Annotated in this window: 10 protein-coding genes and 3 tRNA genes; 8 read left to right on the plus strand and 5 right to left on the minus strand. The window is 37.5% G+C overall.

Features of this window, described 5'->3' with window-relative positions; all coding sequences use genetic code 11:
• Nucleotides 1-36: 36 nt before the first annotated feature.
• From ACWPKD_RS02970 to ACWPKD_RS02990, 5 genes are all read left to right on the plus strand, one after another.
• A complete protein-coding gene (locus tag ACWPKD_RS02970; protein WP_455411189.1) occupies nt 37-990 on the plus strand; it encodes a zinc metalloprotease in 954 nt (317 codons plus the stop codon).
• An 83-nt stretch (nt 991-1,073) separates the two neighbouring features.
• Entirely contained in the window at nt 1,074-2,162 is a 1,089-nt protein-coding gene (locus ACWPKD_RS02975; protein ID WP_455411190.1) for an AI-2E family transporter, read from the plus strand.
• A 1-nt stretch (nt 2,163) separates the two neighbouring features.
• Entirely contained in the window at nt 2,164-3,342 is a 1,179-nt protein-coding gene (locus ACWPKD_RS02980; protein WP_455411191.1) for a THUMP-like domain-containing protein, read from the plus strand.
• A gap of 2 nt (nt 3,343-3,344) precedes the next feature.
• Complete coding sequence (locus ACWPKD_RS02985; RefSeq protein ID WP_455411192.1) at nt 3,345-3,911, plus strand: hypothetical protein; 567 nt, start codon at nt 3,345-3,347, stop codon at nt 3,909-3,911.
• Between the two features lie 346 nt (nt 3,912-4,257).
• Nucleotides 4,258-5,019 (plus strand): hypothetical protein, encoded by a 762-nt coding sequence (locus tag ACWPKD_RS02990; RefSeq protein WP_455411193.1) that lies wholly within the window; start codon nt 4,258-4,260, stop codon nt 5,017-5,019.
• A 178-nt stretch (nt 5,020-5,197) separates the two neighbouring features.
• Here the strand turns inward: ACWPKD_RS02990 and ACWPKD_RS02995 are convergent.
• The 3 genes from ACWPKD_RS02995 to ACWPKD_RS03005 all read right to left on the minus strand — a co-directional run bounded on the left by ACWPKD_RS02995 (nt 5,198) and on the right by ACWPKD_RS03005 (nt 5,582).
• Nucleotides 5,198-5,271 (minus strand) — tRNA-Arg (locus tag ACWPKD_RS02995).
• 140 nt (nt 5,272-5,411) lie between these two features.
• Nucleotides 5,412-5,486: transfer RNA gene (locus tag ACWPKD_RS03000), tRNA-Pro, on the minus strand.
• A gap of 12 nt (nt 5,487-5,498) precedes the next feature.
• Nucleotides 5,499-5,582: transfer RNA gene (locus ACWPKD_RS03005), tRNA-Ser, on the minus strand.
• A 278-nt stretch (nt 5,583-5,860) separates the two neighbouring features.
• On the opposite strand from ACWPKD_RS03005, the gene ACWPKD_RS03010 reads away from it, so the two are divergent.
• Together ACWPKD_RS03010 and ACWPKD_RS03015 are read left to right on the plus strand one after the other, a co-directional pair.
• Nucleotides 5,861-7,039, plus strand: coding sequence for an acetyl-CoA C-acyltransferase (locus ACWPKD_RS03010; RefSeq protein WP_455411194.1), 1,179 nt, complete (start codon nt 5,861-5,863; stop codon nt 7,037-7,039).
• Between the two features lie 89 nt (nt 7,040-7,128).
• Nucleotides 7,129-7,890 (plus strand): C40 family peptidase, encoded by a 762-nt coding sequence (locus ACWPKD_RS03015; RefSeq protein WP_455411195.1) that lies wholly within the window; start codon nt 7,129-7,131, stop codon nt 7,888-7,890.
• Nucleotides 7,891-7,937: 47 nt separating this feature from the next.
• Here the strand turns inward: ACWPKD_RS03015 and ACWPKD_RS03020 are convergent, their stop codons facing one another.
• Entirely contained in the window at nt 7,938-9,257 is a 1,320-nt protein-coding gene (locus ACWPKD_RS03020; RefSeq protein ID WP_455411196.1) for a tetratricopeptide repeat protein, read from the minus strand.
• A gap of 16 nt (nt 9,258-9,273) precedes the next feature.
• Nucleotides 9,274-11,817, minus strand: coding sequence for a DNA gyrase subunit A (gyrA, locus tag ACWPKD_RS03025; RefSeq protein ID WP_455411197.1), 2,544 nt, complete (start codon nt 11,815-11,817; stop codon nt 9,274-9,276).
• 263 nt (nt 11,818-12,080) lie between these two features.
• Here gyrA and ACWPKD_RS03030 point away from each other — a divergent pair, with 263 nt between their 5' ends.
• Entirely contained in the window at nt 12,081-14,630 is a 2,550-nt protein-coding gene (locus ACWPKD_RS03030) for an ATP-dependent Clp protease ATP-binding subunit (RefSeq protein WP_455411198.1), read from the plus strand.
• Nucleotides 14,631-14,633 lie beyond the last annotated feature (3 nt).

Genomic DNA, 14,633 nt, shown 5'->3' on the forward strand with positions numbered 1-14,633 from the left:
TAACCAATAAACTATTTAACAAAACAATTAAAATTTATGAAAAAAATTCTTTTATCTGCCGCATTAGTGATGTCACTAATTTCGTGTAACAATGAAGAGTCTGTTTCAGAGGCTAACAACTCAGCAACAGCTGCACACAGAGGATGTGCTTCTAACGAGGTTTTAGATCGTCAAATGAGAGAAAACCCAGAGTTGGCTATCAAAATGAATGAAATCGAATCATTTACAGAAAGAGCTATCGCAGAAGGACGTTTAGTAAACGGGAAAGTACAAATCCCGGTTGTAGTAAACGTTTTATACAGAACATCTGCCGAGAACATTTCTCAGGCACAAATCCAATCTCAGATTGACGTTTTAAACAAAGACTTCAATGCTCAAAATTCAGATTATAACACAGCAAACAACCCTTACTCTTCAGTAAGAGCAAACGTTGGAATCTCTTTCGTTTTAGATGCTGTTTACAGAAAATCTACTACTAAAACATCTTGGGGAACAGCAGATGCTATGAAGAAATCAACTCAAGGCGGTATGAACCCTACTTCTCCAACTACTAAATTAAACCTTTGGGTTTGTACAATTGGTGGTGGAATCTTAGGATATGCGCAATTCCCTGGAGGTTCTTCTTCAACTGACGGTGTTGTTATCGATTCTAAATATTTAGGAACAACAGGTACTGCAACTTATCCGTTCAACTTAGGTAGAACAGCTACTCACGAAATAGGTCACTGGATGAACTTACGTCACATCTGGGGAGACGCAACTTGTGGAAACGATCAGGTTTCTGATACTCCATTACACAATACTGCTAACTACGGTGTTCCAGCTGTAGGTCACAGAAGTACTTGTACTGGTACCCCACTTGAAATGTACATGAACTACATGGATTACACTGATGACAGAGGAATGTACATGTTCTCTAACGGTCAGAAATCAAGAATGTTAGCGGTTTTCGCTTCTGGTGGTGCAAGAAACTCTTTCGCTCAGCCATAATCAAAAACCAAAATAATATAGAAAACCCGTTCTTAGTAACGGGTTTTTTTATATTTTTAAGTCTGAAACTTAAACACATTCTGATGACTTCAAAAGAAATTTCAGGTGGAATTATCAGGGCAGTTATTACGCTCGCGGCATTAGTTCTCCTGCTCTTTGTTCTATCTAAAATAAGTATTGTGATCGTTTATCTTCTGATTTCAATCATAATTACTTTAATGGGTAATCCGATTGTTAATTTTTTAAAACAAAAACTCAAGTTTAAAAATACATTGGCCGTAATCACCACTTTATTATTCTTTATAAGTCTTATTGGTGGTTTTGTAATGATGTTTGTCCCGTTAATCGTTTCACAAAGCGATAACCTTTCCTTGCTGGACACTCACTCTATTCAAAGGAATTTCAATAACGTTCTGCTTCAGGTTAACACCTATCTTACTAATCACAATATTGATGCTTTGGCTTTAATGGAAAAAGCGGATGTGTCCTCGAAACTGAATTTTAATTTTTTGCCCACTATTCTCAATTCGGTTTTTGGTGTGATCAGTAATTTCGGAATGGGATTGGCTTCTGTTTCGTTCATTTCCTTTTTTCTGATGAAAGATAAAGTACGGTTTCAGTACATCTTCAGAAAAATTCTACCAGATACACATGAAGAGAAAATCTTAGCTTCTGTTGATAAAATCAATTTCTTATTGGCGCGCTATTTCAGTGGTATCTTATTACAGCTTTTTATTGTATTTGTTCTTTATTTCATCGTGCTGCTCATTTTTGGTGTAAAAAGCGCTTTTACCATTGCTTTTATTTGCGCTATATTGAACATCATCCCTTATGTTGGCCCGCTGATCGGAACCATACTTGCTGTATTGTTAACCATGATGGGATTATTAGGGACCGATTTCAGAACAGAAATTTTGCCCACCGCTTTATATGTATTTATCGGTTTTACGGTGGTTCAGTTAATCGACAATAACATCAGCCAGCCGGTTATTTTTTCCAACAGTATTAAATCCCATCCGTTGGAAATATTCCTGATAACATTAATGTGTGGCTTTCTTTTTGGAATAACGGGAATGATTATCGCTATTCCAACTTACACCGTTTTAAAAGTAATTACCAAAGAATTCTTCCCGGACAATAAAGTCGTGAAAATTTTAACAAAAGACATTTGATTTGGATTCTCCTATATTAAGACCTGAAGTTCAGGACTTCATCAACAATTCCATGACGGCCAATTTTACCAAAATTGCGCTGATGAAAAACCCTTTTCCGGATATCCGTTGGAATGATATTCTGAACCAGATTGCTTCCAAAGCAAAGGCAAAAGACAAGCTTCCAACTTGGTACAGTCATAAATGTGTGTTGTATCCGTCTAAAATTTCAATTGAACAGACTTCTTCTGAGATTTCGGCTAAGTACAAAGCTTCCATCATTGACGGCGTGACACTAATTGATTTAACTGGCGGATTTGGAATCGATGATTATTATTTTGCGCAGAAATTCAACAAAGTAGCGCATTGTGAAATCAACGAAGAACTTTCTGCGATTGTAGATCATAACTATCATATTTTAAACCAGAGGAATATTGAATGTTATCAGGGCGACAGTCTGGAAATTTTAAAAAAGCTTAACCTGAAATGGAGTTGGATTTATATTGATCCTTCAAGAAGAAGCGATGTGAAAGGAAAAGTTTTTATGCTTAAAGACTGCCTTCCAAATGTTCCGGCATTGCAATCGACTTATTTTGAATATACTGATTCGTTATTGATCAAGACCTCTCCTATTCTCGATATTACTTCAGGTTTAAGTGAATTGGAAGCTGTAAAAGCAATACATATCATCGCCATCGATAATGAAGTTAAAGAACTGCTTTGGGAAATTGAAAAAGGATATAACGGAACTGTTACTTTAAATGCCGTATCCTTAAGTAAAGACAAAACAAGTGTATTTTCCGCCGTGTATGGAGAATCTGTTGAAAATGTGCCCTATTCCGAACCAAAAGAATTTTTATACGAACCAAATGCTGCCATGATGAAAACCGGTGCTTTTGAAGCAATTGCCGCGTTTTATGGATTGGAAAAATTACATCAGCACTCCCATTTGTACACTTCTGAACGGGAAATAGAATTTCCTGGCAGAAAATTTGCTGTTAAAAAAACGATCCCGTTTGACAAATCGGAAATGAAGACTCATTTTGAAGGAAATAAAGTGAATATTACCACAAGAAACTTTCCGATGTCTGTGGAAGAAATCCGTAAGAAATGGAAAATCAAAGACGGTGGAAATGACTATTGTTTTTTCACCACTAATTTAAATAACGAGAAAATAGTTTTACTTTGCGAAAAAATTTAAGAATGAATAAGATTATTGTTGCCTTTTTACTGTTTATGGGTTTAACTGCAAATGCGCAGGTAAAATGTGAATATGAGCTTGAAGAAAAAACAGATTCCACTTTTCTGAAAAAAACCACCGATTACCTGATCTACGAAAAAGATTTTGTCAATACTTCAGAATACCTAACCTTTTCATTATTAAACTCTGACGGTGTAATTTACCTGCAGCCTTCGTTGTTGCAAAAAAGTAAAGAATTTGTTTCGGCGAGATCTTTTGACAAAAATTCTAAAATATTCATTCAGTTAACCAACGGCAAAATATGCACGCTGTTATGTTCTGAAAGCAGTGACAGTCAATTGGTTTACGATCAAAAGGAAAAGAACAACATCAGGATTCTTAAAGGTTTTTTTATGTTTAGCAAAGATAACTTCGAAGAACTTAAAAATACTCCGATAAGTTTTGTGCGCATCAAATTTTCAACTGAAACCGTTGATTATGTCATGACTAAAGAATTGAAGTCCAAGACGTTCAAAGGCGAATATTCCCCTGAGAATTATTTCATCAAAAATTTAAAGTGTGTGGAATAGTTTTAAGTACATCGCTTAAACTAACCATAATTATATATCCGCAGAAACCAATCTCGATTTGGAGTTGGCGTTTTATTATTCACTAACTTTGTTAGAGCAATCTGAGCAAATAACTACAGGATTGCTTTAAAAATTTCAATCCCCTGAATCCTCCTGCCGTAAATGGCCAATTTATGCTTTTGAGTTGGCTGAATACTTGAGATTGAAACAGTAAATCTTACGTATTTTCGGGAATCACAATAAAAGAAATTTTAAACAAAGTTTCTTTTAATAGGCTTATAGTATAGATTTTCTGATTTGAATCTATTTATTTCTGTTTACTACCGTTAAAATTAAATTCAACAAAATGAAAAGAATGTTTTTCACAGCATTAATCAGTTCATTAGCGCTGATAAGTTGTGATCACGATTCCTTTGTAAATTCGGATGTACAAAATTTTGATACTGAAAGAAGACATAAATTACCCAATATTGAAGAAGCAAAATTTGCAAATTCCACAGTAATCACAAATATTTATTATGGTCCTCCTACAGGAAGGATTTATGTCTACTTAGGTCGTGAAATTGATGGAAATTCAGAAGAAGAGGTAAGGATTGAAAGACAAACCGCCAAAAGAGTGATTATGGGGATTACCTGCATTATTCAAAGGGATATAGTCAGTTCAAACAACATTATAATTGAAGACACCGAAGATTGGCTGGCTCAGGATCGTGACCAGAATTTATGGTACTTGGGGGAATTCGTAAAAAATTATGACGAAGAAGGTAATTTCCTAGACAATGACGGTTCATTCGAATATGGTATTGATGGGGCGTTACCCGGATATTGGCTTCCTGGAAACCCTACTGTCGGGTTATCTTATTATCAGGAATTTTATAAAGGATTTGCAGAAGACCAGGCGGAAGTTATTTCAATTGATGGGAATGTTATCACAGGGCATGGAAGCTATCAAGGCTGTCTGGTAACAAAAGATTACAGTCGTTTTGAGCCAACAGTTTATGAGTTAAAATATTATGCTCCCGGTGTCGGATTAGTAAAAGAGGAAAAATTTGAAAAAAAAGTTCTGGTTGAAATCCTTGAACTCGTGGATATTGTTGTATTACAATAGCGATTTAAACAAATAACTCTGATTGTTTTAGTATCAATGCTTTAAGTATAAAAACAGTCTTGATAATTCGCAAAAAAACTGCAATTTCACATTAAAAACATATCATTTTAACCGATAAATCTAAATTGAAGAAAATTACACAAAACAAAAAAGCCTAGCAAATTACTAGGCTTTTTTGTGATCCCGTCAGGATTCGAACCTGAGACCTACTGCTTAGAAGGCAGTTGCTCTATCCAGCTGAGCTACGGGACCTTAAACTTTATTTGTCGGCAGGATTAACTATCCTGTTAGCGGGTTATTCTAAATTTTCTTAAGAAAGTAAGCTTTCAATGAAAATCCGATGCTTTATTTGTCGGGGTGGTCTCGTTCTAAAACGAGACGACCTCCTGAAGTCGGGGTGGCAGGATTCGAACCTGCGACCTCCTGGTCCCAAACCAGGCGCGATGACCGGGCTACGCTACACCCCGAGGCAAAAAAAGCGGAGAGACAGGGATTCGAACCCTGGCATCGGTTACCCGATGACAGATTAGCAATCTGCTCCGTTACCACTCCGGCACCTCTCCTAATTGCAAAGAACTTATCCTTTTTTGCGGTTGCAAATGTATACTAACGATATGTTTTCTGCAACTATTTTTTACATTTTTTTCATTTTAAACCGAATATATTTTAAAACTGTTTCATTGTCAAGATAATAGAAAAACATAAAAAATTCATTTTTTTCTCAAAACAGGCCATTTCTTAATAATTTCAAAAAACGGTCTTAATAATATCTTTAATAATTAAAATATCTTCACAATTTTGGTTAAATTCGCAACTTCAACAAACTAACAACATAAATGTCATGAATAAAAAAGTAGTTATTGTTTCGGCTGTAAGAACCCCAATAGGAAGTTTTATGGGAAGTTTGTCAACCGTAACAGCTTCACAGTTAGGTGCTACAGCAATTAAAGGTGCTTTAAATAAAATCAATTTAGACCCGAATTTAGTTGATGAAGTTTTAATGGGGAACGTAGTTCAGGCTGGTGTTGGTCAGGCTCCTGCCCGTCAGGCTGCAATTTATGCAGGTTTACCAAACACTGTTGCTTGTACTACTGTAAATAAAGTTTGCGCTTCAGGAATGAAAGCAATTATGCAGGGTGCTCAGGCTATTATGGCCGGTGATGCAGAAGTTGTTGTTGCAGGTGGTATGGAAAACATGAGTTTAATCCCTCACTACGTTCACATGAGAAACGGAGCTAAATTTGGTCCGGCATCTTTATTGGATGGTATGCAGAAAGATGGTTTAACCGATGCTTACGATAACAATGCTATGGGCGTTGCTGCGGACTTATGTGCTGCTGAATATAAAATTACCCGTGAGGAGCAAGATGCTTTCGCAATTCAATCGTATGAGCGTTCTGCAAAAGCTTGGGATGCTGGAAAATTCAACAATGAAGTAGTTCCGGTTTCTATTCCTCAAAGAAAAGGTGATCCAATCGTTTTTGCTAAAGACGAAGAATACACAAACGTTAAATTAGACAAGATTCCTGCATTAAACGCTGTATTTACCAAAGAAGGTACCGTAACGGCTGCAAATGCCTCTACAATCAATGACGGTGCTGCTGCTGTGGTATTAATGAGTGAAGAAAAAGCAAACGCTTTAGGATTAAAACCTTTAGCTTACATCAAATCATATGCTGATGCAGCTCAGGAACCAAAATGGTTTACTACAGCTCCGGCAAAAGCCTTACCTAAAGCATTAGATAAAGCAGGTTTATCAATTTCCGATGTGGATTTCTTCGAATTTAACGAAGCATTCTCTGTAGTAGGATTAGCAAACGCTAAAATTTTAGGTTTAGATAACAATAAAGTTAACGTAAACGGTGGTGCGGTTTCTTTAGGGCACCCTCTTGGATGTTCAGGAGCAAGAATCGTGGTTACTTTAATTAACGTATTGGAGCAAAACAACGCAAAAGTTGGTGCAGCTGCTATCTGTAATGGTGGTGGTGGCGCTTCTGCTATCGTTATTGAAAGAGCTTAATCAGTTATACATCAAGAATTATGAGTTATGAGTTTGGGGTTTCAGAATTCCACTTATAGCTCATAATTTATAACTCATAATATCCTTAAATGTTTGCAATCTGTAATCTGGCAATCGTACCGTTACGTTTTGAACCGAGTGACCGAAGTGAATTAGTTTCACAGGTTTTATTCGGTGAACACTTCAAAATTTTGGAACAGACTGAAAAATGGTCCAGAATTCAGTTGGCTTTTGATAGTTATGAAGGTTGGATTGACAACAAACAATTTCAAATCATTTCCGAATCGAATTACAATCTGCTTTCCTCATCACCTCAGATTATGAATGCCGATTTGGTGGAATACATTACTACCCCAAACAATTACCTGATGCCGATTTCGATCGGGAGTTCGCTTTCCTTTATCGATAATCCGGAAATAAACACTGTACAATATTCATTTGAAGGTGTAAAGGTTTGCGGTACCAAACCAAAATCAGAACTGCTTAAAACGGCTTTTATGTACTTAAACGCACCCTATTTGTGGGGCGGTAAGACACCTTTTGGAATTGACTGTTCCGGATTCACACAAATGGTATACAAACTTAACGGTTATTCCATCCTTCGTGATGCTTCACAGCAGGCTACACAAGGAGAAGCTTTGAGTTTTATTGAAGAAAGTGAGCCTGGAGATTTAGCATTCTTTGACAATGAAGAAGGACGAATTATCCACGTAGGAATGATCATGGAAAACAACTACATTATCCACGCACACGGGAAAGTACGAATCGACAGATTAGATCATTTGGGAATCTGTAATGTTGATACCGGAAGACACACCCATAAATTAAGGGTTATAAAGAAAATCATTTAATAAAAAAGCCACACTTTGTGTGGCTTTTTTTATGGTATCAAACTAAATTATTTTTTTGCTTTCAGAGCATTGTATTTAGCATCCTGCTCTAAAAACTGATAAGTCCCCAATAGAAGTGTTTTTAATCCTTCATTTTTAGGCTCTAGCTCAAGTGCTTTTTCAAAATACGGAACTGCTTCTTCAAGCATCTTTTTTCTCTTAGCTTTCAATTCGTCATAACGTTTAGCTTCTTTTGAAGACATTCCTAAAGAATTCATCTCCTTCACGATTTTCTGATCGTCTTCAATAATAAGAAGTCCCAAATTGTTATAAGCATTGAAATACTTCGGATCCGCTGCAATTGTTCTCAGATAAAACTTTTTTGCCTCTTCTTTGTTGCCTGAATTAGAAGACACAACACCTAAATTAAACAGTAATTCTACATCATTAGGTCTTTTCTCTAATGCTTCGTTAACTAATTTTTTATAGCCTTCTATATCTTTAGATTCATACGCTAAATTAGCTTCCGTAATAATAAGATTGGTGTCATCAGGATTCATTTTTCTGGCCTCGGCAATTGCTTTTTTAGCTTCATCAGCTTTTCCCTGATTTACTAAAATGTTAGCGTAGTTTTTATAAATCTCACCTCTTTTGGAAGGGATTTTTTCATTTCTAGGCTTTTCATGGCTGCCTCCTTTTACAAACAAATCTCTTTGTGTAGCATCCGCGAACTGCTCTTCTTGTTTAGTTGCTTTATTTACAGCTAAATACGAAGTCCCTTCCCCTGAATAATTGATGTTTTTTAATTCTTCCAATTGTTTCAAGGCTAAATCATAATCTTTTGCCTGCATAGCTAATACTGATGCATTGTAAAGATTAACCTGATCTTTCTTGTCTAACAGGTAAACCGCATTAAAAATTTTAGAAGCTTCTGCAAACTTCTGTTTGTCATTCAAAGCATAAGCAAACTGAAGGATTGTTGGTTTATAGCTATTAATGGTTTCATTAATGTCATCCGTGTAAATTTCTTTACCTGATTTTTTTTCAAATTCCAAAGTAGCATTTAACCCATTGGCAAGTTCTGTAACGGTAGCCGGGGAAAGGTTTCTGGCCAATGCCTGCAAATCGTTAGGATTTTTTGCCATTGCCTCATTCATATCTAAAATCGGAGTCATTGATTTATAGAAATTTGCATAAACCAAATCTGCCTCTGCCAAACCGGTCATAGCCGTCAACTTAGTAACCGTTGCTTTATATGAAGACAACTCATCAGCAGTCAACTGATCTTTTGCATAAAGTTTCTTCAACGTTTTTAATTCGTCTTTCTGAGCGAAAGTCGCCATTGAGAGCATCATGGCGGATGTTGCTAAAACATATTTAATTCTCATTCTATTTTGTTTTTGGTTATTCCTGAACATCGTTAGTTTCCACTGAATCATCCGGGTTTTCGTTTTCAAACTCTTCGCCGTTCTCTTCAGTTTCTTCTTCACGCATTACTTTACAAACAGCTGCGATACCGTCATTTCCTTTGATGTTGATCAAACGAACCCCTTGTGTGGCACGTCCCATAACACGCAAATCAGATACACGCATTCTGATAGTCAAACCGGATTTGTTGATGATCATCAAATCATCTTCATCCGTTACATTGTTGATAGCAATAAGCGAGCCAGTTTTCTCAGTAATATTTAAGGTCTTAACTCCTTTACCACCACGGTTTGTAATACGGTACACATCTTCACCGTCGTCGTCAACTAATTTCGTACGCTTACCATAACCGTTTTCAGTTACAACTAAAATCTGTGAATCGTTTACATGATCTCTGTCGATAGAAACCATTCCGATTACTTCATCCTTGTCATCTGCTAAAGTCACCCCGCGAACTCCGGAAGCCGTTCTACCCATCGGACGGGTTTTCTCTTCCTCAAAACGTACCAACTTACCGGACTTAACCGCAATCAATACCTGGCTGTTTCCTGTAGTTAGTTTTGCTTCTAATAGTTCATCATCTTCTTTAATGGTAATCGCCGCAACTCCGTTCACACGTGGTCTTGAATATTGCTCCAATGAAGTTTTCTTCACCTGACCTTGTTTAGTCACCATGATTACATAATGGTTGTTGATGTACTCCTGGTCTTTCAAGTCTTGTGTACAGATGAACGCTTTTACTTTATCATCATTTTCGATGTTGATAAGGTTTTGTATTGCACGTCCTTTGCTGGTTTTGCTTCCTTCCGGAATTTCATAAACACGCATCCAGAAACATTTTCCTTTTTGAGTGAAAAACAACATGTACTGGTGGTTTGTTGCACTGTACATATGCTCTAAGAAATCCTGATCACGTGTTCCGGCTGATTTCTGACCTACTCCACCTCTGTTCTGTGTTTTGTATTCAGAAAGTGGTGTACGTTTGATATAACCTGCGTGAGAAATTGTAATTACAACCTGCTCATCAGCAATTAAGTCTTCGATACTTACATCACCACCGGAATATTCAATTCTTGAACGACGCTCATCACCGTATTTATCTCTGATTTCGTTTAACTCATCTTTGATGACCTGCATTCTCATTTCTTTGCTTGCCAATAATTCTTTCAAATAAGCAATCAATTTCATGATTTCTTCGTACTCGGCGCGTAGTTTATCCTGCTCAAGACCTGTTAACTGACGCAAACGCATCTCAACAATGGCACGAGCCTGGATTTCTGATAAGTTGAAACGCTCGATTAATTTAGATCTTGCCTCGTCTCCGTCTTTGGAAGCTCTGATCAAAGCAATTACTTCATCGATGTTATCAGAAGCAATGATTAAACCTTCTAAAATGTGTGCTCTTTCTTCTGCTTTTCTTAAATCGTATTCTGCACGACGTGTAACCACCTCATGACGGTGCTCCACGAAATAGTGGATCAGGTCTTTAAGGTTCAACATTTGCGGACGTCCTTTTACCAATGCGATATTGTTCACACTGAAAGAAGACTGCAACTGCGTATACTTATATAAGGTATTCAATACAACGTTCGGAACCGCTTCACGTTTTAACACGTAAACGATACGCATACCGTTTCTGTCAGATTCGTCACGGATAGTTGAAATACCTTCGATTTTTTTCTCGTTAACCAAATCTGCAGTATGTTTAATCATACTTGCTTTATTTACCTGGTATGGAATTTCAGTAACAATAATCGATTCACGACCGTCAACTTCTTCAAAACCAACCTTAGCACGCATTACTACACGTCCACGTCCTGTTTTAAAAGCTTCACGCACGCCGTCCATACCGTAAATAATTCCTCCTGTCGGGAAATCCGGTGCTTTAACGTGTGTGATTAATTCATCAATTTCAATATCGTTGTTATCAATGTAAGCTAACGTTCCGTCGATTACTTCTGTTAAGTTGTGCGGTGCCATATTGGTCGCCATACCTACTGCAATACCGGACGCACCGTTTACCAATAGGTTCGGAACTTTAGTCGGCATTACTTTCGGCTCTTCTAAGGTGTCGTCGAAGTTTAACTGGAAGTCTACGGTTTCTTTATCGATGTCTGCAAGCATTTCCTCGGAGAACTTTTTCATTCTTGCCTCGGTATAACGCATTGCTGCCGGACTGTCACCATCTACGGAACCGAAGTTCCCCTGGCCGTCAACCATTAAATAACGCAAACTCCAATCCTGTGCCATACGAACCATGGCATCGTATACTGAACTGTCACCGTGCGGGTGGTACTTACCAAGAACCTCCCCTACAATTCTCGCTGACTTTTTATGTGCTCTGTTTGATAATACTCCTAATTCATACATCCCGAATAATACTCTTCGGTGTACTGGTTTCAAGCCATCTCTAACATCAGGAAGCGCTCTGGATACAATTACCGACATCGAATAATCGATGTAGGCTGATTTCATTTCATCCTCAATGTTAATAGGAATTAACTTTTCTCCTTCAGACATAAGTATTTACAATTAAAATTATATTATTTTCTAAACGTGCCAATATACATATTTTTAAAGTAGCACAACAGTAATTTATCCACAATTTTAAAGGATTTATTAACATTGAAAAACCTTTAAAAAGTTAATAAAACCTGCTATTTTGTCTTTTTTTTCTCGATTTTTTTTCGTCTATTAGCAAATAAGGAATACTAAATCTGTCAGGTACGGTTTTTGCACAACCACAATAGAATTAGTAAATTTACAGTATAAAGATTTTTGCAATGGACGATAATTTTTCACCAAGGGTAAAAGACGTGATCACCTACAGTAAAGAAGAAGCTTTACGACTGGGGCACGACTTCATTGGTACAGAACATTTAATGCTCGGGATTTTAAGAGACGGCAACGGAACCGCTATCAATATATTGAACAATTTATCGGTGGATTTAGAATATTTACGCCGAAAAATCGAAATCGTTAGTCCCCCAAATCCTAATGCAGACAGAAGTACCGAAAAGAAAAACCTGCATTTAACCCGCCAGGCAGAGCGAGCATTGCGCACGACTTTCCTGGAAGCAAAGGTTTTCCAGAGTACTTCGATAAGTACCGCTCATTTGTTGTTGTGTATTCTCCGCAACGAGAACGACCCGACCACAAAACTCCTAAACAAATTAAAAATCGACTACGAACTCGTTAAAGAACAATTTATAGCTATGACATCAAACGAAGAAGATTACATCGATAACCTACCTAAAAACGAATCGTTTAACGACGATTCCGGACAAGATGACAGTTTGCGTGACGGCGGCTTCAACAACCCTAACGCGCCAGGTAAGGCTAATAAAAAATCGAAAACTCCTGTTTTGGATAACTTCGGACGAGATTTGACCGAATTAGCCGAAGAAGGAAAACTCGATCCGGTAGTGGGACGTGAAAAAGAAATTGAGCGCGTATCCCAGATTTTGAGCCGAAGAAAGAAAAACAACCCGTTACTGATTGGTGAACCGGGTGTTGGTAAATCTGCCATTGCGGAAGGTTTAGCGCTTAGAATCATTCAGAAGAAAGTATCCCGTATTTTATTCAACAAACGTGTGGTAACGCTGGATTTGGCGAGTTTAGTAGCCGGAACCAAATACCGCGGTCAGTTTGAAGAACGCATGAAAGCCGTGATGAACGAGTTGGAGAAAAATGATGACATTATCCTTTTCATTGACGAGATTCACACTATTGTTGGAGCTGGAGGAGCAACAGGTTCACTGGACGCATCTAACATGTTTAAACCAGCTTTAGCGCGTGGAGAAATCCAATGTATTGGTGCTACAACCCTTGATGAATACCGCCAGTACATAGAAAAAGACGGTGCTTTGGAAAGACGTTTCCAGAAAGTAATCGTGGAGCCTACTTCCGTAGAAGAAACCATTACAATTCTGAACAACATCAAAAATAAATACGAAGATCATCATAACGTAATTTATACTCAGGAAGCAATCGAAGCTTGTGTAAAATTGACCAACCGTTATATGACCGAGCGTTTCTTACCGGACAAAGCTATCGACGCTTTAGACGAAGCAGGTTCACGCGTACACATTACCAATATAGATGTTCCTAAACAAATTCTGGAATTAGAAAAACAATTGGAAGAAGTTCGTGAGCTTAAAAATTCCGTAGTTAAGAAACAGAAATATGAAGAAGCTGCCAAATTAAGAGATGATGAAAAACGCATCGAAAAAGATTTGGCGATTGCTCAGGAACAATGGGAAGAAGATTCTAAAAACAACAGAATCACCGTTACGGAAGACAACGTTGCAGACGTAGTTTCCATGATGACCGGAATCCCTGTAAACCGTATTGCTCAAACTGAAAGTAACAAGTTAGCTCACTTGCCGGAACTAATTAAAGGTAAGGTAATTGGACAAGATGAAGCAGTATTAAAAATTGCCAAATCCATCCAAAGAAACCGTGCCGGATTAAAAGATCCGAACAAACCAATCGGTTCGTTTATTTTCTTAGGTCAGACCGGTGTGGGTAAAACTCAATTAGCTAAAGTTATTGCTAAAGAATTATTCGATTCTGAAGACGCACTGGTTCGTATCGACATGAGTGAATACATGGAAAAATTTGCAATTTCAAGATTAGTCGGAGCGCCTCCGGGATATGTTGGTTACGAAGAAGGCGGTCAGTTAACTGAAAAAGTCCGCAGAAAACCTTACTGTGTTGTATTGTTGGATGAGATCGAAAAAGCGCATCCGGATGTATTCAACATGATGTTACAGGTTTTGGACGACGGGCACTTAACCGACAGTTTAGGCCGTAAAATCGATTTCAGAAATACGATCATCATCATGACTTCTAATGTTGGAGCACGTCAGTTGAAAGATTTCGGAACCGGGGTTGGTTTCGGAACCGCTTCAAAAGAAGCTCAGGCAGATGACGTTTCTAAAGGAATTATCGAAAATGCATTGAAAAAAGCATTTGCTCCGGAATTCTTAAACCGTATTGATGACGTAATTGTATTCAATGCTTTGGAAAAAGAACATATCGACCTGATTATCGATATCGAAATGGACAAATTGTATGAACGCGTTGCGGATTTAGGATACAAACTGAAATTATCCGAAAAAGCAAAAGACTATATCGCCGAAAAAGGTTTCGACAAACAATTCGGTGCAAGACCATTAAAACGTGCGATTCAGAAATATGTTGAGGACGAATTGGCAGAAGAAATCATTACTTCCAAAATAAACATGGGTGATGAAATTTTCATGGATTTGGACGACGAAAAACAAGAACTGAAAGTCACCATCAAAAAAGCAGAAGAGCCTACTAATTAGTAG

The organism is Flavobacterium pedocola, from assembly GCF_053764385.1.